At 71.9% G+C, this 21,732-nt stretch carries 20 protein-coding genes; 12 read left to right on the top strand and 8 right to left on the bottom strand.

Going from position 1 to position 21,732, the window contains the following annotated elements; translation table 11 throughout:
- The first annotated feature begins 66 nt into the window (after positions 1-66).
- Complete coding sequence (locus ABZW17_RS38090) at positions 67-1,086, top strand: DUF2726 domain-containing protein (RefSeq protein ID WP_354825108.1); 1,020 nt, start codon at positions 67-69, stop codon at positions 1,084-1,086.
- Here the strand turns inward: ABZW17_RS38090 and ABZW17_RS38095 are convergent, their stop codons facing one another.
- From ABZW17_RS38095 to ABZW17_RS38105, 3 genes are all read right to left on the bottom strand, one after another.
- On the bottom strand, positions 1,087-1,920 hold the full coding sequence (locus tag ABZW17_RS38095) for a hypothetical protein (RefSeq protein ID WP_354825111.1): 834 nt from the start codon (positions 1,918-1,920) through the stop codon (positions 1,087-1,089).
- Between the two features lie 9 nt (positions 1,921-1,929).
- Entirely contained in the window at positions 1,930-3,129 is a 1,200-nt protein-coding gene (locus ABZW17_RS38100) for a cytochrome P450 (RefSeq protein WP_354825114.1), read from the bottom strand.
- An 88-nt stretch (positions 3,130-3,217) separates the two neighbouring features.
- Entirely contained in the window at positions 3,218-3,949 is a 732-nt protein-coding gene (locus ABZW17_RS38105; protein ID WP_354825116.1) for an SDR family oxidoreductase, read from the bottom strand.
- A 170-nt stretch (positions 3,950-4,119) separates the two neighbouring features.
- Here ABZW17_RS38105 and ABZW17_RS38110 point away from each other — a divergent pair, with 170 nt between their 5' ends.
- Together ABZW17_RS38110 and ABZW17_RS38115 are read left to right on the top strand one after the other, a co-directional pair.
- Positions 4,120-5,700, top strand: a complete 1,581-nt coding sequence (locus ABZW17_RS38110) for a discoidin domain-containing protein (RefSeq protein WP_354825119.1) — start codon at positions 4,120-4,122, stop codon at positions 5,698-5,700.
- 76 nt (positions 5,701-5,776) lie between these two features.
- Entirely contained in the window at positions 5,777-6,400 is a 624-nt protein-coding gene (locus ABZW17_RS38115; protein WP_354825121.1) for a class I SAM-dependent methyltransferase, read from the top strand.
- A 56-nt stretch (positions 6,401-6,456) separates the two neighbouring features.
- On the opposite strand, the gene ABZW17_RS38120 is transcribed toward ABZW17_RS38115, so the two are convergent.
- Both ABZW17_RS38120 and ABZW17_RS38125 read right to left on the bottom strand, forming a co-directional pair.
- Positions 6,457-7,473: a S1 family peptidase gene (locus ABZW17_RS38120; RefSeq protein WP_354825124.1), complete on the bottom strand. Its 1,017-nt coding sequence runs from the start codon at positions 7,471-7,473 to the stop codon at positions 6,457-6,459.
- 151 nt (positions 7,474-7,624) lie between these two features.
- The gene (locus ABZW17_RS38125) at positions 7,625-7,921 is read right to left on the bottom strand and encodes a GNAT family N-acetyltransferase (RefSeq protein WP_354825127.1); all 297 of its coding nucleotides are present in this window, start codon (positions 7,919-7,921) and stop codon (positions 7,625-7,627) included.
- Between the two features lie 165 nt (positions 7,922-8,086).
- Between ABZW17_RS38125 and ABZW17_RS38130 the strand changes: the two genes are divergently transcribed.
- The 6 genes from ABZW17_RS38130 to ABZW17_RS38155 all read left to right on the top strand — a co-directional run bounded on the left by ABZW17_RS38130 (position 8,087) and on the right by ABZW17_RS38155 (position 15,009).
- Positions 8,087-10,246, top strand: a complete 2,160-nt coding sequence (locus tag ABZW17_RS38130; RefSeq protein ID WP_354825130.1) for a germacradienol/geosmin synthase — start codon at positions 8,087-8,089, stop codon at positions 10,244-10,246.
- 132 nt (positions 10,247-10,378) lie between these two features.
- The gene (locus ABZW17_RS38135) at positions 10,379-11,161 is read left to right on the top strand and encodes an MBL fold metallo-hydrolase (RefSeq protein ID WP_354825132.1); all 783 of its coding nucleotides are present in this window, start codon (positions 10,379-10,381) and stop codon (positions 11,159-11,161) included.
- On the top strand, positions 11,158-11,739 hold the full coding sequence (locus ABZW17_RS38140; protein WP_354825135.1) for a VTT domain-containing protein: 582 nt from the start codon (positions 11,158-11,160) through the stop codon (positions 11,737-11,739). The genes ABZW17_RS38135 and ABZW17_RS38140 overlap by 4 nt, the downstream gene beginning before the upstream one ends.
- On the top strand, positions 11,736-13,841 hold the full coding sequence (locus tag ABZW17_RS38145; RefSeq protein ID WP_354825138.1) for a phage holin family protein: 2,106 nt from the start codon (positions 11,736-11,738) through the stop codon (positions 13,839-13,841). The genes ABZW17_RS38140 and ABZW17_RS38145 overlap by 4 nt, the downstream gene beginning before the upstream one ends.
- On the top strand, positions 13,838-14,068 hold the full coding sequence (locus ABZW17_RS38150; protein ID WP_354825140.1) for a glutaredoxin domain-containing protein: 231 nt from the start codon (positions 13,838-13,840) through the stop codon (positions 14,066-14,068). Before ABZW17_RS38145 ends, ABZW17_RS38150 begins: the two co-directional genes overlap by 4 nt.
- 188 nt (positions 14,069-14,256) lie before the next feature.
- Positions 14,257-15,009: a methyltransferase domain-containing protein gene (locus ABZW17_RS38155; protein WP_354825222.1), complete on the top strand. Its 753-nt coding sequence runs from the start codon at positions 14,257-14,259 to the stop codon at positions 15,007-15,009.
- On the opposite strand, the gene ABZW17_RS38160 is transcribed toward ABZW17_RS38155, so the two are convergent.
- Positions 14,987-15,778, bottom strand: a complete 792-nt coding sequence (locus ABZW17_RS38160; protein ID WP_354825144.1) for a TetR/AcrR family transcriptional regulator C-terminal domain-containing protein — start codon at positions 15,776-15,778, stop codon at positions 14,987-14,989. The two genes, ABZW17_RS38155 and ABZW17_RS38160, sit on opposite strands and share 23 nt — an antisense overlap.
- Before the next feature lie 76 nt (positions 15,779-15,854).
- Between ABZW17_RS38160 and ABZW17_RS38165 the strand changes: the two genes are divergently transcribed.
- From ABZW17_RS38165 to ABZW17_RS38175, 3 genes are read left to right on the top strand one after another with little or no spacing between them, the layout of a single operon-like run.
- Complete coding sequence (locus tag ABZW17_RS38165) at positions 15,855-18,128, top strand: excinuclease ABC subunit UvrA (RefSeq protein WP_354825147.1); 2,274 nt, start codon at positions 15,855-15,857, stop codon at positions 18,126-18,128.
- Complete coding sequence (locus tag ABZW17_RS38170; RefSeq protein ID WP_354825150.1) at positions 18,125-18,925, top strand: siderophore-interacting protein; 801 nt, start codon at positions 18,125-18,127, stop codon at positions 18,923-18,925. The genes ABZW17_RS38165 and ABZW17_RS38170 overlap by 4 nt, the downstream gene beginning before the upstream one ends.
- A complete protein-coding gene (locus ABZW17_RS38175) occupies positions 18,910-19,782 on the top strand; it encodes an aminoglycoside phosphotransferase family protein (protein WP_354825153.1) in 873 nt (290 codons plus the stop codon). Before ABZW17_RS38170 ends, ABZW17_RS38175 begins: the two co-directional genes overlap by 16 nt.
- A gap of 118 nt (positions 19,783-19,900) precedes the next feature.
- Here ABZW17_RS38175 and ABZW17_RS38180 read toward each other — a convergent pair whose 3' ends face one another.
- Both ABZW17_RS38180 and ABZW17_RS38185 read right to left on the bottom strand, forming a co-directional pair.
- On the bottom strand, positions 19,901-21,064 hold the full coding sequence (locus tag ABZW17_RS38180; protein ID WP_354825225.1) for a cytochrome P450: 1,164 nt from the start codon (positions 21,062-21,064) through the stop codon (positions 19,901-19,903).
- Positions 21,065-21,162: 98 nt separating this feature from the next.
- A complete protein-coding gene (locus tag ABZW17_RS38185; RefSeq protein WP_354825156.1) occupies positions 21,163-21,726 on the bottom strand; it encodes a TetR/AcrR family transcriptional regulator in 564 nt (187 codons plus the stop codon).
- Positions 21,727-21,732: the final 6 nt, after the last annotated feature.

Consider the following 21,732-nt stretch of genomic DNA (forward strand, 5'->3'; position numbering starts at 1 on the left):
AACGGGCGAGCCGGGAATCGACACGGACCACGGCCAGGGTTATCACTGGCCCCGTTACAGTGAGCGGTGCACTTCAAGCCGTTTCACAACCAGCCCGAGTCCCAGCTGCGGCGAGTGCTGAACCGGGCGGTCAGCACCCGCCCGGACTACGTCATCGACGACTACTGGATCAACAGCAAAACCCACCTGTCCGAGGTGTTCGAGACCGACCTGGACGACGAGCAGAACGATGAGGAAGCCGTCGGCTTCATGAGGTCACCGTTCGCGCACTTCGACTTCACCATCCACAGTCAGCGGCACCGGCATCCGCTCTGCGCGGTCGAGTTCGACGGGCCCGGACACGACGATCCGAAGCAGCGCAGCCGGGACATCAAGAAGAACCGCATCTGCGCGAAGGCGAACCTGGCCATCCTGCGCATCGATCAGATCGAGAACCGGTTCTTCGACGATCTCCACAAGATGCCGTTGATCGAGTGGCTCATCCGGCGCTGGATCCGCTACGAAAAGGAGATGCCACAGCTGCTCCGCGACGAAGCGACCTGGATTTCCTCGGTCCCTTCGGCGGAACGGGGACAGATCGCGACGTTCGAAGAGAGCGCGGAGCACCTGTTCTGGCTCAGTCACCCGTACCCGCTGCTGGTCGAGCTGGCCGAGTCGCTGCTCGAGAACCACGGCATAGCCGACTCCCTGGCGCTGGAACGAGGCGGTGTCCGTCGCGGCGAGATCGACAGTGCCCGGTGGAGGGTCGTGCTGCGGCACGGCGGCCCGATGCCCGATCTGCGACCCTCCACCGACGGATTCTCGCAGCGGACGATCTGCGGCGCCTCCGTTGTCGATTCGCAGGGCGGCCCCCGCTCGCCGGTGCTGTTCAGCGCCGAAGGCGAGTACACCAGTCAGTCCTTCTATCCGATCAAGGAAGGCCAGCAAGGGCCCTGGGATCTCAGGGACCCCGTGACCGGCAGGCTGATCGCAGCTCCCGCCGGCCCGCCGTGGGCGGCCGCACCGAGCCGATTGGGGCCTGACCTCGCGTGGTACCACGCCCTCAAGCAAGTCGAAGCCTGGGCGCGGAAGGACCTGCGCCGCTGACTACGGCCGGGAGACTCCCATCGGGTTCGGCACCGGTACCAGACCCGCGTCGATCACCGTCCGGCTGAGTGGTTCCGCCAGCTCCAGCAGCCGGTCGACAGCACCGCCCAATGCCTCCACCGGGGCCGCCGCCAGACGGTCCGTGTCCTCCTCGATGCGACGTCGGACCGCCGTTCCGGACTCCGTCAGGCGGCCGTCGCCGGACAGGAGACCGCGGGCGCGCAGGCGCTCGGCTGCCTTCTGCCACTCCGCGGCCGACCAGCCACGGTGGGGTTCGATGTCCGCCTGGCTGATCACTCCGTCGCCGATGTGGGTGAGGGTGGTCTCCAGGCCGCCGAGGCCCGCGTGGACCGCGGCGAGGACGTGGCCGTCGCCGCGGTGCTCACGCAGGATCGTCGCCGCTCGCCAGAGGCGGGCGAGGGGGTCCGCCGGTACCGGCACCGCCGCCCAGGCCGCGGCCAGCGGGCGGCCGTCGAACCGGCACGCGCCCGCTGCCCGCTCCAGGAGGGCGGCCAGCTCCTCGTGCCCGTCGCCCAGCACCCGCCGCAACGCCGCCGAGGCTGCCGCCAGCCGGGAGTCGACGACGGCGGACGGCGACGCGAACGTCCACGCGTCCGGCAGGGCCCGCGCCACCATCGCCGGCGCGAACCCGAACAGCACCGCCGTCGCCGGTTCCGGGCCGATCGGGCCGAGCGGCGCCAGGCGTCCCGCGAAGTACCCCATCCAGTACCCGCGCAAGCCGGCGACCTTTGCCGCTTCGGCCGTCTCGGGCGCGAAGTAGACGACGGCGTGCAACGGTTCCACGGCCGCCCAGAGCCGGCGTTCGATCCTCACCGGTTCACCCTAATCCCAGGCCACCGGCAGCTCCCGGACGCCGTACACCAACGTGTTGTGCTTGTACACCACCGTCTCCCGCGGCACCGCCAGCCGCAGGCCGGGCACCCGCCGGAACAACCGCGTCAGCGCCTCCTGCAGCTCCACGCGCGCCAGCTGCTGCCCGATGCACTGGTGCGCGCCGAACCCGAACGCGACGTGCGTCCGCGGCGACTCGCGGGCGAAGTCGAGCTCGTCCGCGCCCGGGAACACCGCCGCGTCGCGATTCGCCGAATTCAGCGCCGCCACGAGCCACTCCCCCGCGCGCACGTCCTGCGTGCCGACCCGGACGTCCGCGGTCGCGTACCGCAGCACCCCGAACTGCACCACCGACAGGTACCGCAGCAGCTCCTCGACCGCCCGCTCCGGCGCCGCGAGCACGGCGGCCCGCTCCCCGGGGTGGTCCAGCAGCACCAGGGTGCCCAACGCGATCATGTTCGCCGTCGTCTCGTGGCCGGCCACCAGCAGGCTGAGGCCGAGCACGACCAGCTCCTCCATCGTCAGCGGGTCGCCGGCCCCGGCCGAAATCAGCCTGCTGAACAGATCGGACTGCGGATTCCGCTGTTTCTCCGTGAACAACTCCGCCAGGTACCCGGACAGCTCGTCGTAGGCCCGCTGCTTCTCCTCGCGCGTGGCATCGGTGCTGACCAGCGTCGTGCTCTGCGTCTGGAAGCGGGAACGCTCGGCGTACGGGACGCCGAGCAGCTCGCAGATCACCAGCGACGGGATCGGCAGCGCGAAGTCCGCCACCAGGTCCGCCCGGCCCGGCTTCGCGAGCATCGCGTCGAGGTGGCTCTCGACCAGCTCCTGGACGTACTCGCGCAGCGCCTCGACGCGCCGCACCGTGAACTCGGCCATCACCTTCTTCCGCAGGCGCGAATGGGCGGCGCCGTCGAGCTGGATGATCGAGCCGGGGCTGACCTCCTCTTCGATGTCGGCGTCCGGGTTCACGTGCACCGACGACGCGCCGCGCGAGCTCATCGTGCGGTCGGCGAGCACCGCGCGGACGTCGGCGTAGCGCGTCACCAGGTGCGCGTCCATGCCCGCCGGGCACCGCACCTTCGACGTCGGCGCGGTTTCCCGGCGGGTGGCGTAGTCCTCGGGCGGGTCGAACGGGCAGCCGGCCGGTCGGGTCGTCGGGAGGGCCGGGGTTGCGGGTGCTGCCGTCACGGCGGATCACACTCTCTCTTCCGGTGGTCTGGACACTTCCACCTTGGAGACGACCGCGGTTCTCCGCCGCCCCTTCGACCCGGATGGCCTAGCGGGCGCCGTACGCGCCGCCGTTCACCGGCACGACCTGGCCGGTGATGTGCCCGGCGCCCGGCTCGGCGAGGAACCGGACCGCGTCCGCGACCTCCTCCGGGCGGCCGGCGCGCCGGTTGAACGCCACGGAGATCCGGGAGTTCAGCCATTCCTCGGTCAGCGTGCCGTGGAAGAACTCGGTGTCGAGGACGACGCCGGGCGCCACGACGTTGGCCGTGCCCCCGGCCGGCCCCAGCTGGCGCGCGAGGTCGGTGTTCCACGCCTCGATGGCCGCCTTGGCCGCGCCGTACGAGCCCGAGCCCTGCTTCGCCGCGATGGAGCCGAGCGTCACGACACGCACGTTCTCCGCGAAGCGCGGCTTCAGCGCCGCGGTGACGAGCACGGCGGAGACGACGTTGGCGTCGAAGTTCGCGCGCCACGCGTCGGCGAGGGCGGCCAGGTCGCCGGGCGCGGGTGCCGGCCGGACCCGGTCGGTGTTGCCGCCGGCGTTGTTGACCAGGACGTCCACCCGCTCGGGCAGCTCGGCCAGCGCTTCCTGCACGGCCGCCGGGTCGCTCGCGTCGAAGGCCACCGCCCGCGCGCCGATCCCCTCCGCCGCCGCTTCGAGGACGTCCTTGCGGCGGCCGGTGACGGTGACCCGCTCGCCCGCCGCCGTGAACCGGGCGGCGATCGCCAGGCCGATGCCCGTGCCGCCGCCGGTCACCACGATTTCCCGCTGTTCGCTCATGCCGCCATCCTGGCGGAGGAAAGCGCTTACCGGCGGCGATTTCCCGCGCAGCGGGACACCGGGCCGGTTTGTTAGGAAACTTTACGAATAACTCTTGACGGCGGCCCGCCGCCCGGCGAACCTGGAGCCACGCCGCAGTCATCGTCCGCCCCACCCCTTCCGGAGGCAGCATGACCCGGCGCGCGTTCGTGCTCGTCGTGACCCTGTTCCTCGCGTTCACCGCGGCGCTGACCGGCGCCGGCCCGGCGAGCGCGGCCACCACGCAACCGACCTTCCTCACCTTCTACGGCTGGTGGGACAACACCCCGCCCGGCGGGGACATCTCCTACCCGCAGATCCACAGCACGGCCGGCGGCAAGGGCAGCTACGCCGACCCGGTCACCTTCGCCACCAGCAGCGACGAGCTCAAGCCGGGCACCAAGGTCTGGGTGCCGCGGGTGAAGAAGTACTTCATCATGGAGGACGGCTGCGACGAGTGTTCCGACGACTGGAACAGCAAGGGCCCGAACGGCGGCCCCGGCCTGCGGCACATCGACCTCTGGCTCGGCGGCAAGGGCGGCAGCGCCTTCGACGCGATCGACTGCGAAGACGCGCTCACGCACTACAACCCCGACAACACGCCGGTCATGGAGCCGGTCGTCGTCGACCCGCCCTCCGACGAGCCCTACGACGCCACCCCGATCTTCAATACCAGCACCGGTGAGTGCTGGGGCGGCGCCAAGCCGAACACCACCGTCGGCCAGTACCGCAACACCTCCACCGGCACCTGCCTGGCCGCCCCGGGCAGCGGCACCACGCTGAAGGTGGCCGCCTGCGCCGACGGCGCCGACCAGCGGTTCACCTTCCACGGCGCGTTCCTGGTGATCAACGACAAGTGCGCCGGCATCTCCGGCAGCTCGATCGTGCTGCAGACCTGCACCGGCGGCCCGGCCCAGCAGTGGTCGATCAACCCCGACGGCACCATTTCCGACATCCAGACGAGCAAGAAGTGCTTCCGCGCGTCGGGCACCACGCTCACCGCGGGCAGCTGCTCCGGGACGCAGGCCCGCTGGACGTTCACCGCGGCGGGCACCCCGAGCGGCCTCAGCGTGACGCCGTCGGCGGTTTCGGTCGCGCCGGGTGCGTCGGCGACGGCCACGGTGACCTCGACGGACGCCGTCACGCTCTCCGCGAGCGGCGCCCCGGCCGGGGTCACGGTGTCCTTCTCCCCCGCGTCGGTCCCGGCCGGCGGCACGTCGACCGCGACCGTCGCCGCCGCGGCCACCGCGTCCCCCGGCTCGGCAGCGATCACCATCACCGGCGGCACGGCGACGGCCTCGCTCGGCGTCACCGTGACGGGCGGCGGTGGCTCGGAAACCCTGCTCTCGCAGGGCAAAACCGCGACGGCGTCGTCGACCGAGTCGTCGACGTACCCGGCGGGCGCGGCCTTCGACGGCAACCTGACGAGCACGCGCTGGGCGTCCAAGGAGGGCAGCAACGCGGAGTGGCTGCGCGTCGACCTCGGCGCCACGAAGGCCGTCTCGCACGTCAAGCTGACCTGGGAAGCCGCGTACGGCAAGGCGTACAGCATCCAGACGTCCGCCGACGGCAGCACCTGGACGACGATCTACAGCACCACCACCGGCAACGGCGGCACGGACGACCTCACCGGCCTGACCGGCTCCGGCCGGTACGTCCGGATGAACGGCGTTACGCGCGGCACGTCGTACGGTTACTCACTGTACGAAATGCAGGTGTACGGCACGGCCTAGTTGCCGTTCCGGCAACGTGGTTTGCCTTCCCGGGGACGTCGTCCGCATGCTCGGAGGACGTCCCCGAGGAGGAACCATGCCCCACGACCACCCGATGACCGTCGACGCCATGCTCAAGCAGGACTTCTGGGAAGCGATGTACCAGCGTGACGAGCACCGGATCTGGAGCGGCAACGTCAACGCCAACCTGCGCACCGAGGTCGAAGGGCTGAAACCCGGGCACGCCCTCGACCTCGGCAGCGGCGAAGGCGGCGACGCGATCTGGCTCGCGAAGCAGGGCTGGACGGTCGACGGCGTCGACATCTCGACCACCGCGCTGGCCCGCGCGGCCGAAGCCGGCGCCGAGGCGGGCGTGACGGTGAACTGGCTGCACCGCAACATCCTCGAGTGGCGGCCGGAAGCGCAGTACGACCTGGTCTCGGCGCAGTACATGCACCTGCCGCCGGACCTGCGCCGCGAGGTGTTCACCGCGGCCGCGGCGGCGATCCGGCCCGGCGGTTCGCTGCTGGTCGTCGGGCACTCGCCGAAGGCCATGCGCGAGTTCGACGGGCAGAAGCCGCCGGAGGAGCTGTACTTCGAGCCGGAGGAGATCACCGGCTACCTCGGTGACGCGTGGCAGTGGCTGGTCGAGACGTGCGAGACGCGCGGCGAGGGCCACCACACCGACGCCGTCTACCGCGCGCGGCGGCTCGAGGCGTGACGCGCGAAGGCCCGCTCACCTCCCCCGACGGCGGTGAACGGGCCTTCGCGTGCGGATCAGGCGAGCTCGAGGCCGTACGCCTGCAGTTCGAGGGTGAGCGGGTAGAAGTAGCTGGTCACGGTGTCGCCGCCGGACAGCGTGCCGAGGCCGGTGGAGCCGTCGTAGGCCGGGCCGCCGGAGTCGCCGTGGTCGGTGTGCGCGGTGGTGCCGAACTCGTGGTTGAGCACGCCGACGTCGAAGTTGACCGACTCGTCGACCGAGGTGACCTCACCGCTTCCGCCGCCGGTGGTCGAACCCTGCTTCTGCATCTGCTCGCCGACGGTCGGCGCGGCCGCGCTGGTGATCGGCTGGCCGGTGTTGATCTCGCCGGGACCACTGCCGTTCGGGCGGGTCAGCAGGCCGGAGTCGGCGCCGGGGCAGTCGCTCTCGACGACCTGGGCGCCGGAGACGTCACCGCCGGACCAGGTGCCGCCGAGGTTGGTGCAGTGGCCCGCGGTGAGCAGGAACGGCGAACCGCCGCGCGTCACGTTGAAGCCGAGCGAGCAGCGGCCCTGGCTGTTCTGGATCGCGTCGCCGTCGGCGATGTACAGCGACAGCTTGCCGGTGCGGTGCTCGACGCGGACGCTGTCGCCGTACTTCGCGGCGGCCGCGGTCACCTTGTCCGTGGTCTCCTTGCTGGCCGCGTCGTAGACCTTCACCACGACCTGGTTGGTCCTGGTGTCGATGCCCCACGCGGTCTGCGGCACGTTCTTCACCGCGTCCAGCTGGTTCTTGACGCCGGTGAGCGCGGCGAAGGTGTGCTTGACCTTCTTCGCGGTGAGGCCGGCGGCCTGCACCTGCTGCAGCGCGGCGTCGTCGACGACGTTCACCACGGCCTTGCCGTTTTCGAGGTAAACGCCGCCGGAACCGGCGCCGAGCGCGTTCGCCACCTGGGTGGCACTGGTGATCGCGTGGGCCTGCAGTTCGGCGAGGGCCAGTGGGGACGCGGTGGCCGCCGAGGCACAAACACCGCTGGTCAGCGCGGCGGCCGACAAGACGGCGAGGGTCTTGAGGGCGGTCTTCCGGGGAGTCATCAACTTCCTCCAGGGTTGCCGTTGAAGCCTGTGCCGACACTTTCGTTGCCAGGCAACCAACGCACCACCGACGAAGGTTGGTTAATAACCAAGGGAACCGGACATACCTCTCAGATCACCCCGAACGGCGTAACCCGGCGCCGCTTTCGGCCTACTCCCGGGGCCGGCGGACGTGGTCCTCGAAGCCCGGGTGCTTCCGGAGGTACCCGGCGATGAACGGGCAGACCGGCACGATCGTGCCGCCCCGGGCGACGACGTCGTCGAGCGCGCCGGCCGCCAGGACCTTGCCCAGGCCCTGCCCGGCGAACGCGTCGTCGATCTCGGTGTGGGTGAACACCGTGAGGTCGCCGCGCCGGCTGTACTGCGCGATCCCGGCCAGCTTCTCGCCGGCCCACAGCTCGTAGCGGTCTTCGTCCGGGTTGTCGACCACCCGGTTTTCGTCGGCCATCGGTTCTCCTCGTTCGGGGACACCCCCATCGTGCGACGGCCCGCCACCGCGTGCCGATCGGGCCCGGCCCGCCGCTGGGCCGGCCGGGGGAAGCGCCCGTCCCGTTCGTGTGCTTCGCGGCTGTTTCCCTTGGCGGACACCGCGGGCGGCTGGTTGCCTCGCGGTGTGCCCGAGCAGCCGTTCGTCCTCCCCGAGTTCTACCTCCCCTACCCGGCGCGCCTGAACCCGCACCTGGATCGGGCCCGCGCGCACAGCAAGGCGTGGGCGCGCGAGCTGGACATGATCGACGTGCCGCAGCACGGCACGGTGATCTGGACCGAGCACGACCTCGACTCCCACGACTACGCGCTGCTCTGCGCGTACACCCACCCGGACGCCGGCGCCGGCGAGCTCGACCTGATCACCGACTGGTACGTCTGGGTGTTCTACTTCGACGACCACTTCCTCGAGCTCTACAAGCGCACCGGCGACATCGAAAGCGCGCGCGGCTACCTCGACCGGCTCGAGCTGTTCATGCCCACCGAAGGCGAAATCACCGCGACGCCGGAGAACCCGGTCGAGCACGGCCTCGCCGACCTGTGGCGCCGGACGGTCCCGCACCGGACGGCCGGCTGGCGCCGCCGGTTCGCCGAAAGCACGAAGGCGCTGCTGGACGAATCGCTGTGGGAACTGGCCAACATCAACGAAGGCCGGCTCGCCAACCCGATCGAGTACGTCGAGATGCGGCGGAAGGTCGGCGGCGCGCCGTGGTCGGCGAACCTCGTGGAGCACTCGGTGCACGCCGAGGTGCCGGACGCGATCGCCGCGTCCCGGCCGATGGAGGTCCTGCGCGACTGCTTCGCCGACAGCGTCCACCTCCGCAACGACCTGTTCTCCTACCAGCGCGAGGTGCAGGACGAGGGCGAGCTGTCCAACGGCGTGCTGGTGTTCGAGAAGTTCCTCGGGCTGAGCACCCAGCAGGCGGCCGACGCGGTCAACGACCTGATCACCTCGCGGCTGCACCAGTTCGAGCACACCGCGCTCACCGAGGTGCCCGCGCTGTTCGACGAGCACTGCGTCGACGCGGCCGAGCGCGCGGCGACCTTCGCCTACGTCAAGGGCCTGCAGGACTGGCAGGCCGGCGGCCACGAATGGCACCTGCGGTCCAGCCGGTACATGAACGACGGCGCCGTGACCGGCCGGCCGGGCTTCGGCACCTCGGCGGCGCGGATCTTCGCGTCGGTGCTCGCGACCGCACCGCAACGGCTGCGGGCCTACCAAGCCACGCCGTTTTCCGCGGCCGGCGTGCCGCGGCCGTCGGTCGAACTGCCGGTGCCGCTGCGGCTCAGCCCGCACCTTCCCGAGGCCCGCGTCCGGAACGTCGACTGGGCGCGGCGCACGGGCCTGCTCGACGGCGTGGTGTGGGACGAGCGGAAGCTGCGCGCCGCCGACCTGCCGCTGTGCGCGGCGGGCACCCACCCGGACGCGACGGCCGACACCCTCGACGTCACGAGCGACTGGCTGACCTGGCGCAGCTACGCCGACGACTACTACCCGCTGGTGTTCGGCGCGACCCGCGACCTCGCGGGCGCGAAGGCGGCCACCTTCCGCCTGCCCGCGTTCATGCCGGCGGCGGGCGCGCCGATGCCGGCGCCGGCGACCCCGCTGGAAGCCGGCCTGGCCGACCTCTGGCCGCGGACCGCGGCCGAGCGCAGGCCCGCCGTGCGCCGGGCGGTCGAGACGATGACGTCGAGCTGGCTCTGGGAACTGGCGAACCAGGCCCAGAACCGCATCCCGGACCCGATCGACTACGTCGGGATGCGGCGCCGCACGTCCGGCGCGGACCTCACGCTGAGCCTCACCCGCGGCCACGCACTGCCGCCGGCGCTGCACCGGACCCGGCCGGTGCAGACGGTCGAGAACGCGGCCACGGACGTGACCAGCCTGATCAACGACCTGTACTCCTACCGCAAGGAGATCCAGTACGAGGGCGAACTGCACAACGCGGTGCTGGTGGTGCGGAACTTCCTGAACTGCACGGAGGAGCGCGCCTTCGAGGTGGTGACGGACCTGGTCCACGCCCGCGCGGCGGAGTTCGAGCACGCGGTGGCCACCGAGCTGCCGGCCCTCTACCGCGACGAGGCCACCGAGGAGGCACTGCTCGGGTTCGTCCAGGAGCTGCGCGACTGGATGGCGGGAACGCTGCACTGGCACGAGAACTCGGGCCGCTACACGGAACCGGAGCTGGCCTACCACCCGGCAGCGATCCCGGCCCCGGCCTTCGGCGGCCCCACCGGCATCGGCACCTCCTCGCTGCGCATCTCGGCCCTGCTTCCGACCCCCTGAGTACGCCAACCGACCCTCCAGGTACGTGAACCGACCCTCCGGACACGCGAGCCGACCCTCCGGGGTCGCTGAACGGCGTTGCCCTGGCCACTCCGCCGGGCGTTCGGCTCCGGCGGAGGTGATACTCGGGGCGTGAGCGGCTTCACCCTGCGTTTCCTCGGCCATTCGACCGTCCGCCTGGAGCTCGGTGGCCGGGTCGTGCTGACCGATCCGGTGCTCACCGCGCGCGTCGGCGGGCTCGTCCGGGTCGTTCCCCCACCGCCGCCCGCGAGTTACGCCGGCGTCGACCTCGTCCTGCTCTCGCACCTGCACGGCGACCACCTGCACCTGCCGTCGCTCGCCCTGCTCGGCAAGGGCACGCGGATCGTCGTCCCGCGCGGGGCGGGTTCCTGGCTCGCCAAGAAGGGCTTCACGCACGTCGAGGAGATCGCGCCCGGTGAAACCCTCACCGACGGCGGCCTCACCGTCACCGCCACCGAAGCCGTCCACTCCGGACACCGGTGGGGGCCGCGCCTGACCCACGGCCCGCAGAGCCCCGCCCTCGGGCACCTCCTCGAAGGCGACGGCAAGAAGGTCTACAGCGCCGGCGACACCGACCTCTTCGACGGCATGGCCGCCTTCGGCCCGGTCGACGTCGCCCTGCTGCCGGTCTGGGGCTGGGGGCCGAACCTCGGCCCCGGGCACCTCGATCCGGCCCGCGCCGCCCAGGCCGCCAAGCTGGTCCGGGCCCGCGCGGCCGTCCCGGTCCACTGGGGCACCCTCGCCCTCCCCGGGCTCAGCCGCACCGCCCGGATGCGACGCCTGCTCGCCGACCCGCCGCGCGTGTTCGCCGCCGAAGCCCGAGGCGAGACCGAGGTGCTCTTCACCGAGGCCGGCGCCGACGTCGTGCTCCCCGCGCAAACGGACCGCGCGTGAACTGGACGGACCCGGCCGCCGTCGGGTACCCAGCGGTTTTCGGCGGCGTGCTGCTCGGCTCGATCATCCCGATCGTGCCCACCGGCGCGGTCGTCGGCGCCGCGGCCGCCGTCGCGACGACGACCGACCACCTGTCCCTGCCGCTCGTGATCGTCCTCGCCACGCTCGGTGCCTACCTGGGTGACGTCGTGACGTTCGGGATCCCGCGCCTGGGCAGCGAAGCCGCGTTCCGCTGGATCAGCCGCCGCCAGCCCGCCGAACGGCTCGAGAAGGCCCGCGACCAGTTCGCCCGGCGCGGCTGGCAGCTCGTCGTGATCGGCAGGCTCGTCCCGGCCGGCCGGATCCCGGTGCTGCTCGCGGCGGCCGCGCTGGGCTACCCGTGGCGGCGCCTGCTGCCGGCCGCGCTCGGTGCGTGTGTGCTCTGGGCCTGCGCGTACGCCGTGCTCGGCATCGTCAGCGGCGGCATCTTCGACTCGCCGGTCGTCGCGACGCTGCTGGCGACGGTGCTGGTGCTGCTGGTCACCGTCCTGGCGAACGTGATCGCCCGGTGGCGGCGCAGTACCAGGGAGCGGGTGTGACGACGACCGCGCCGAAGGGCCGGCTGCTGCGCGGCGGCCGGGCCGTCGCCCGGGCGCTGCTGGTGTGGATCGCGGTGACCGGCGCCCTGCGCCTGCTCGACGTGCTCCTGCCCGGCTTCCGGATGACGCACTGGTGGCAGCCGACGGTGTGCGCGCTGCTGCTCGGCCTGCTCGCCGCCGTCGGCTGGCCGCTGGTCATGCGGATCGCCTACCCGCTGGCGTTCTTCACCTTCGGCCTCTTCGGGTTCCTGCTGATCGGTGCCGGCACCCTGGCCGTGTTCCGCACGGTGCCCGGCGTGGAAATCGCCGGCTTCCGGACGGCGGTGATCGTCACGCTCGGCATGGCCGCGGTCGGCGCGCTCATCTCCAGCCTGCTCGCCGTCGACGAGGACGAGATCTTCTTCCGCCGGGCCGCGCGCCGCCGCCGTCGCCACACCCCGGCCGCCGATGCCGCGGATCACCCACCCGGCGTGCTGTTCCTGCAGATCGACGGCCTCGGCTTCGACACCGTCCGCCGCGCGATCCGCGACGGCGACATGCCGACGTTCGCCGCGTGGCTCGCCGAGGGCAGCCACACGCTGACCCGCTGGCACACCGACTGGAGCTCGCAGACCGGCGCGAGCGTCTGCGGCATCCTGCACGGCTCCAACCACGACATCCTCGGGTTCCGCTGGTACGAGAAGGACCGCGACCACGTGATGGCCTGCGCGCATCCGACCGATGCGGCGGAGATCGAGCGGCGGCACTCCGACGGGCACGGCCTGCTCTCCGGCGGCGGTGCGAGCCGCGGCAACCTCTTCTCCGGCGACGCCGACCACGTCAGCCTCACGATGAGCTCGATCCCGGTGCTGGTGCCGAAGAAGCTGCTGCGCCGGCGCCGCGACCGGCTCGGCGCGGGCTACTACGCCTACTTCGCGAACCCGGTCAACGCGCTGCGCACGTTCGTCGTCGCCCTCGTCGACGTGTTCCGCGAGATCACCGCGTCCGTGCGCCAGCGCCGCGCCGGCGTCGTGCCGCGGGTCCCGCGCGGCGGCTGGTACCCGCTGGCCCGGCCGGGCACCACGGTGATCGCGCGGGACGTCGTCGTGTCCGCGATCCTCGGCGACATGCTGGCCGGGCGCCCGGTCGTGTACGCGGACTTCCTCGGCTACGACGAGGTCGCGCACCACTCCGGCATCGAGCGGTTCGACACGTTGTCGGTGCTGCGCTCGATCGACCAGCAGATCGCGCGGCTGCACCGGGCGAGCCGGCTGGCGCCGCGCCGCTACCACGTCGTCGCGCTGTCGGACCACGGCCAGACCCAGGGCCAGGCGTTCTCGCAGCGGTTCGGCGAGACGATCGAGGCGTACGTCGGACGCCTGTGCGGCGGCAGGCCGTCGCCGTCGGCCGGCAAGCGCCGCCAGGCCGAGAGCTGGCAGATCAACGCGGCCCTGGCGGAGGCGACGACGAGCGGCGGCCTGATCGCGCGCCGGCTGCGGGCCCGGGTGGACGACGCCGAGTGCGCCGAAGACCGGCCGCGCACGGCGTCCGGTTCGCCCGGCGCGGTCACCCGCGTGGCACCCGGCGTGGTGGTGGTCGTGTCGGGGCACGTCGCGATGGTGTCGTTCACCGAGCACGAAGACCGGGTCGAGCTGGAGACGATCGAGCGCGAGCACCCCGACCTGCTGCCGTCGCTGGTGGACCACCCGGGCGTCGGGTTCCTGCTGGTGCGCAGCCGCGAGTTCGGTCCGGTGGTACTGGGCCGCGACGGCCTGCACCGGCTCGCGACCGGCGTCGTCATCGGCGAGGACCCGCTGGTCCCGTACGGCCCGCACGCCGCGGACCTGATCCGGCGGGTCGACACCTTCCCGCACTGCGCGGACGTGATGATCAACAGCCGCTACGACCCGGAAACCGACCAGGCGTCGCCGTTCGAGACGCACGTGGGCTCGCACGGCGGGCTGGGCGGGCCGCAGCAGCGCGGGTTCGTCGTGCACCCGCGCGAGTTCGCGGTCCCGGGCGAGGTCGTCGGGGCGGAGGCCCTGCACCGGGTGTTCCGCGGCTGGCTGGCAGAGTTGGGGCACGCCCCGGTGGGAACCCCGGTTACGGAGGTAGTTTCGTGAAGCTGACGGTGTACGGCGCGAGCTGGTGCCCGGACGTGAAGCGCAGCCGCGCGCTGCTCGACCGCGAAGGCGTCGAATACTCCTATGTGGACGTCGAAGCGGACGCGGCCGCCGAGCAGCGGGTCCGCGAGCTGCAGGACGGCGCCCGCCGGATCCCGACGATCGTGTTCGAGGACGGTTCGTTCCTGGTCGAGCCGTCGGACGACGAGCTGAGCGCACGTCTGTGAAGCTGCTGCGGGAGCTGCCGCTCGGCACGCGGGTCGTGGTGCGCCACCGCGTCGAGGGCGGCCTCACCGACGCGCTCGGCGACCTGGTGGCCCGCGACGACGTCTCCTGCACGATCGAGACCCGGCGCGGGCCGGTGGTCGTCGCCTTCTCCGCGGTGACGCTGGCCAAGCCGGTGCCCCCGCCGCCGGTGCGGAAATCGAAGTTCGACGCGCTGGTGGCGGAGGCCGACGCGGTGTCCGTGGACGGCTGGGACTTCTCGTGGCTGGACGGCCGCGCCACCGAAGCGCGGCCGTCGTGGGGCTACCAGCGGCTGCTGGGCTCACGCCTGAGCGGCGTGCAGGCGGCGCTCGACCTGGAAACCGGCGGCGGCGAGGTCCTCGACGGCTGCCCGTCGCTGCCGCCGCTGACGGTCGCGACCGAGTCGTGGCCGCCGAACCTCGCGAAGGCGGCGGCCCGGCTCCGGCCGCGCGGGGTCGGCATCGTGGCCACCGCGGGCTTTCCCTTCCGCGACAGCGTGTTCGACCTCGTCAGCAGCCGTCACCCGGTGACGACGGACTGGCGTGAGATCGCCCGCGTCCTGCGTCCCGGCGGAACGTACCTTTCCCAGCAGGTCGGCCCGGCGAGCGTGTTCGAGCTGGTCGAGTTCTTCCTCGGGCCGCAGCCGCCCGAGGCACGGGCGAGCCGCCACCCGGACCACGCCGTCGAAGCAGCCACCGGGGCGGGGCTCGAAGTGACGGACCTGCGCTCGGAGTCGCTGCGCACCGAGTTCTCCGACATCGGCGCGGTGGTCTACTTCCTGCGCAAGGTGATCTGGATGGTTCCCGGGTTCACGGTGGCGCAGTACCGGGACGAGCTGCGGGAGCTGCACGAGCTGATCGAGCGCGACGGCCCGTTCGCCGCCCACACGACCCGGTTCCTCATCGAGGCCCGGAAGCCTTGACGATCGCCGCCTCGACGCCGTCCAGCAGCAGCTCCAGCCCCGCTTCGAACGACAGCCGCGCTTCCCGCTCCAGGTAGGGCTCGTCGGACGGCTCGAACGCACCTTCCTCGCCGAGGCGGGCCACCGTCGGGAAGCGGGCGGTCAGGTCCGGCGCCAGCTCGCCGAGCAACGCCGAGCGGGCGTGCCACCAGTCCTCTTCGGACAGTCCCGTCTCGGTCGCGGCCTGCCGGGATTCCGCCGCCGCCTGGACCGAGCCGCGCACGATGTTGAACAGCGCCGCCACCACCCAGCGGACCCGGGACAGCGGCAGGCCGGTCGCGGCCAGCACGGCCAGCAGCGTCTCCTGCACGTGGAACTCGCCCGGCCCGAGCACCGGCCGGGCCGGCGACACCTGCAGCAGCCACGGGTGCCGCAGGTGCAGGTCCCACAGCGCGCCGGCCAACGACAACGCGGCCGCCCGCCAGTCCGGTTCCGGGTACGAGGAAGGCAACTCACCGAGGGTCCGGTCGTACATGAGGTCGACGAGTTCGGTCTTGCCCGGCACGTACGTGTAGAGCGCCATCGCCGTCCGGCCGAGGCGCTCGCCGACCGACCGCATGGACAGCGCCGCCATGCCTTCGGTGTCCGCGATCTCGATCGCCGCCGCGACGATCGCCTCGACGGACAGGCCCGGTTTGGGTCCCGGGCCCGTCCGTGGTGCCGCCACCCGCGGCCCCCAGAGCAGTTCCATGGACCGCCGGGCGTCGCCCTGACCCGCGAAGACGACCACCTTGCCGACTCCTTACACCCTAAAGTAATGTACGATCGATATCACTATACGGCCTAAAGTATCAAAGAAGGACGGTATGACCTCACCCAGGCGGGCCGCCGACACCCACGACGTGATCCAGGTCCGGGGCGCCCGGGAGAACAACCTGACCGGCATCGACCTGGACATCCCGAAGCGCCGGCTGACGGTGTTCACGGGTGTCTCCGGCTCCGGCAAGTCGTCGCTGGTCTTCGGCACCATCGCGGCCGAGTCGCAGCGGATGATCAACGAGACCTACAGCGCCTTCCTCCAGTCGTTCATGCCGAGCCTGGCGCGCCCGGACGTCGACCTGCTGGAGAACCTGAGCGCGGCCATCGTCGTCGACCAGGAGCGGATGGGCGCCAACTCGCGCTCCACGGTCGGCACCGCGACCGACGCCTACGCCATGCTGCGGATCGCCTTCTCGCGGCTCGGCGACCCGTACGTCGGCACGTCCGGCGCGTTCAGCTTCAACCTGCCCGAGGGCATGTGCCCGGCCTGCGAGGGCCTCGGCCGGGTTTCGGACCTCGACGTGAACGCGCTGCTCGACTTCGACCGCTCCCTCAACGAAGGCGCGATCCAGGTGCCGGGGTTCACGCCGGACACCTGGTACGTGCAGACGTACCTCTCCTCCGGCTTCTACGACCCCGACGCGAAGCTCCGCGACTTCACGCCGGAGCAGCTCGACGCCCTGCTGCACAAGGATTCCTGCAAGGTGAAGGTCGGCAAGACCAACGTCACCTACGAGGGTCTCGCGGTGAAGGTCCGGCGGCTCTACCTGCACAAGGACGTCGAGTCGCTGCAGCCGAAGCTGCGCGCGTTCATCGAGAAGGCCGCCACCTTCGCCACCTGCGGCGAGTGCGGCGGCGCCCGGCTGAACCAGGCCGCGCTGTCGGCGAAGATCGACGGCCGGAACATCGCCGACTGCGCCGCCCTGCAGATCAGCGACCTCGCCGAGTTCGTCCGGAACCTCGACGCGCCGTCGATCCGGCCGCTGCTGGGCAACCTGCGCGACACCCTCGACTCGCTCGTCGAGATCGGCCTCGGCTACCTCTCCCTCGACCGCGAATCCGCGACGCTCTCGGGGGGCGAAGCCCAGCGCGTGAAGATGGTGCGGCACCTCGGGTCCAGCCTCACCGACGTCACCTACGTCTTCGACGAGCCGACCGTCGGGCTGCACCCGCACGACATCGAGCGGATGAACAACCTGCTGTTGTGCCTGCGGGACAAAGGGAACACGATCCTGGTCGTCGAGCACAAGCCGGAGACCATCCGGATCGCCGACCACGTCGTCGACCTCGGCCCCGGCGCGGGCGCCGCCGGCGGGCGGCTCTGCTACACCGGTGACCTCGACGGCCTGCGCGCGTCCGGCACGCTCACCGGCCGCCACCTCGACCACCGGGTGACTCTCCGCCCGAAGGTGCGCACGGCGACCGGGCACGTCTCGATCACCGGCGCCCGCCTGCACAACCTGCGGGACGTCAGTGTGGACGTGCCGCTCGGCGTGCTGACCGTGGTCACCGGGGTGGCCGGGTCCGGGAAGTCGTCGCTGATCCACGGCTCGCTGGCCCACCGCGACGACGTCGTGGTGGTCGACCAGTCGGCCATCCGCGGGTCCCGGCGGTCCAACCCGGCGACCTACACCGGCCTGCTCGACCCGATCCGGGCGGCGTTCGCCAAGGCCAACGGCGTCAAGCCGGGCCTGTTCAGCGCCAACTCCGAAGGCGCGTGCCCGAAGTGCAAGGGCCTCGGCGTGATCTACACCGACCTGGCGATGATGGCCGGGGTCGCGTCGGTCTGCGAGGAGTGCGAAGGCCGGCGGTTCACACCGAAGGTGCTGACCTACGAGCTGCGCGGCAAGAACATCAGCGAGGTGCTGGCGATGTCCGTCGCCGAGGCCCGGGAGTTCTTCACCGGCGGCACCGCGCGGACGGTCCTCGACCGCCTCGCCGACGTCGGCCTCGGCTACCTGACCCTTGGCCAGCCGCTGACGACGCTGTCCGGCGGTGAGCGGCAGCGGCTCAAGCTGGCGATCCGGATGGCCGAACGCGGGTCGACGTACATCCTCGACGAGCCGACGACCGGGCTGCACCTGGCCGACGTCGACCAGCTGCTGGCGTTGCTCGACCGGATCGTCGACGCGGGCAACACGGTGATCGTGATCGAGCACCACCAGGCCGTGATGGCCCACGCCGACTGGCTGATCGACCTGGGCCCGGGCGCCGGCCACGACGGTGGCCGGGTCGTCTTCGAGGGCACCCCGGCCGCGCTGGTCGCGGACGCCTCGACGTTGACGGCCCGGCACCTGCGCGAATACCTGGAGAAACCGTGAACCCGACCGGACTGCTCGAAGTGACGGCGGTGCGGCGGGTGACCCCGCGGGTCGTACGCGTCACCTTCACCGGCGACGGCTTGGCCGGACTGGAGCCGTGGCCGGACCAGCAGCTCAAGCTGTTGTTCCCGCCGCCGGGCCACCCGGTCCGGCTGCCCTCGGACGACGACGCCATGCGCTGGTACCAGGCGTACCTCGCGATCCCCTCGGCGGAACGCCCGGTGATGCGCAGCTACACCGTGCGCTCCCGGGACGGCGACAGGATCGACGTGGACTTCGTGCTGCACGCGGGTCCCGCGGGCCCGGCCACGGCGTGGGCCGCCCGGGCGGCGGTGGGTGACGTCCTCGGCCGGTACGGCCCGGACCCGGCCTACCGCCGCCCACTGTCCACAGCGGACACTCTGCTCTGCGCGGGCGACGAGACGGCGATCCCCGCCATCGCTTCCATCCTGTCCGAAGTGGACAAGGCGGTGGTGTTCATCGAGGTCGCGGACGCGGCGGAGGAGCAGCCGCTGCCCGGGGTGCAGTGGCTGCACCGGGACGGCGCCGAGCACGGCAGCCGTCTCCTGGCGGCCGTGCGCGGGACGGCGGTGCCGGAAGCGGCGTGGCTGGCCGGGGAGGCGTCGACGGTCCGCGCGTTGCGGCGGCACCTCGTCGAGCGCGGCCTGCCCAAGAGCGCCATCGAGTTCACCGGCTACTGGCGCCGCAAGCTGACCCAGGACGACGCCCCGACCCCGGAGGACCTGGCCGACGCGGCGGAAAAGCTGGGAGACTCGGCCGGGTGGACGGGGAACTGACGGCCTCGGGCATCGACCCGGCGGCGGTGGTGTCGGCCGAGGACATCGGCGGCGGGACGTACAACCGGGCGGTCCGGCTGCGGCTGGCGGACGGACGGCGGCTGGTGCTCAAGATCGCCCCGGCCGGCCCCGGCTTGACGTACGAACACGACCTGCTGGCGACAGAAGCGGCGTTCTACCGCCTGGCGTCCGGGCCGCTGCCGTCGGTGGTGGGCGAAGGACCGGCGTTCCTGCTGATGACGGAGGTGCCGGGCGAGCCGTGGAACCGCACGCCCGGCGCCGGCCCGCACCTGCGCACGGAGCTGGGCAAGATCGTGGCCGGCCTGCACGAGACGACCGGCGACGGGTTCGGCTACCTCCAGGACCCGTTGCACCCGACGTGGTTTTCGGCGTTCACGGCCATGGTGGACGCCGTCCTGGCCGACGCCGTCCGCTACGGCGTGCGCCTGCCCCGCCCGGCGGCGGAGATCGCGCACCTGGTGCGCCGCCACGAGCCGCTGCTGGCGCCGGTCACCACGCCGGTCCTGGTCCACTTCGACCTGTGGCAGGGCAACATCCTGGTGCAGGACGGCCGGGTGTCGGGCATCATCGACGCGGAGCGCGCGTTCTGGGGCGACCCGGTGGCGGAGTTCGTCTCGCTGACGCTGGTCCACGACCTGGACGAACCCCTGCTGGCGGGCTACGGCCCGGCGCTCTTCGACGCCGCGGCCCGCCGCCGGCTGACGTTGTACCGGGTGTACCTGGGCTTGATCATGCTGGTGGAGATGGTGCCGCGGCAGGACACGAACGCGGACCGGCAGCGGTTCGTCCGGGCGTGGCTGACGGAGAACCTGGACGCGGCCCGGCAGCCGGTGTGATCTTCACCGAGGACGCCGAATGGCCGGCACCGCCGGGGAACGCCACCGCCGTCGCCCTCGGCGGTCCGTCGCGCCTCTCCGGGCGGGAGCCACCGGATGGTCTTCGGCGAGGCGGCCGTCACCACGTGACCGGCAGGCTGTGCACCCCGTACACCAGCATGTCGTCCTTGAACGCCAGTTCCCCGGCCGGCACGGCGAGCCGCAGGCCGGGAAGGCGGCGGTACAGCGTCCCGTACACCACCTGCAGTTCCACGCGGGCCAGCGTCTGGCCGAGACACTGGTGCACGCCGTACCCGAACGCCACGTGGTGGCGGGCCTCCCGCGTAACGTCGAGGCGGTCGGGGTCGTCGAAGGCCGCCGCGTCGCGGTTGGCCGCGTCGCCCGCCGCGATGATGCCCTCACCCGCGCGGATCGTCTCGCCGCCGATCTCGATGTCCGCCGTGGCCACGCGGCGGCGGCCGGTGTGCGTGATGTTCAGGTAGCGCAACAACTCCTCGACCGCGCGGCGCAGCACGTCCGCGCCGCCCGTGCGCATCAGTTCCAGCTGCGCGGGGTGCGCCAGCAACGCCACCGTGCCGAGGGCGATCATGTTCGCCGTCGTCTCGTGGCCGGCCACCAGCAGCAGCTGCCCCATCGAGGCGACCTCTTCGGCCGTCAGCTTCCCGGTCGCGTACTGCGTGACCGCCAGCTTGCTCAGCACGTCGTCGCCCGGGTCGGCGACCTTCCGCTCGACCAGCCCGCCGAGGTAGGCCAGCAGCTCTTCGGTCGCCCGGACCGCCTCGTCCGGTGTCGCCGTCCGGGACACCATCACCTTCGTGATGTCCTGGAACAGCTCGCGGTCCTCGTACGGGACGCCGAGCAGCTCGCAGATCACCAGCGACGGGACCGGCAGGGCGAACGCCGGCACCAGGTCGACCGGCTTCGGGCCGACCAGCAGCCCGTCGACCAGGTCGTCGACGATGCGCTGGATCGCCGGGCGCAGCGCCTCCATCTTCTTGACCAGGAAGTCGCCGGTCAGCAGCTTGCGCTGGGCCGCGTGCTCGGCGCCGTCCATGGTGATGAACGACTTCGCGCGGTGCCGCCGGGCCGCCGACGCCGCGCTCTGGTGCGGGTAGCCGGGGTGGTCGGAGTCGGCGCTGACCCGCGGATCCCGCAGCAGGGCGCGGACGTCGCCGTAGCGCGTCACCAGCCACGGTGTGCTGCCGTTCCACAGGCGCACCCGGGACACCGGGGGCAGCTCGCCGAGTTCGGCGGGCGGGTCGAAGGGACACCGCCGGGTCATCGGAAACGCGGGCACGCCGTCCACCGGATACCTCCCGGAGCTGCCGGAAATTTACATAGCTATGCTAAGCATCTTCCCGCGACCCCGCCACCGTCCGATCAGGCGAACACCAGCGACACGAGTTCGTCGACGAACGGCTCGACCAGCTCCGCGCCGGTCCGGTTCAGCGCGCTGTGGAACAAGGCCACCCGCCCGTGCGCGCCGACGAACACCACCGCCGCCGCGCGCCCCGGCGTCACGCGCAGCTGGTGGCCCGCCTCGACGCAGCGCTCGAACCCCGCGGTGAGCCGGTCGATCACGTCCAGGAGCAGACCTTCCGGGCGAGCGCCGGGCGTCACATCGGACGCGCCGTTCGCGAGCATCAGCCGGTAATGCCCCGGATTCTGCATCGCGAAGGTGCAGTAGGCGTGAATCTGCGCCCTGATCCGCCCCACGACGTCGGTTTCCCCGAGTGACTCCTCCGCCGCGCGCATCGATTCGGCCAGCCGCGCGTATTCGTGGTCGAGCAGTCCGCGGACCAATTCCGCACGATCGGAGAAATGCTGGTAGATGCTCGCCGGGGCGATGCCGACGGCCCGGGCGACGCCGCGGATCGTCAGCCCGTCCTCGCCGCCGAGCTCGGCGAGCAGCCGGCCGGCCGCGGCCAGGATCTCGCCGCGCAACCGTTC

The sequence above is a fragment of the Amycolatopsis sp. NPDC004625 genome (genome assembly GCF_040609695.1).
Taxonomy (GTDB): domain Bacteria; phylum Actinomycetota; class Actinomycetes; order Mycobacteriales; family Pseudonocardiaceae; genus Amycolatopsis.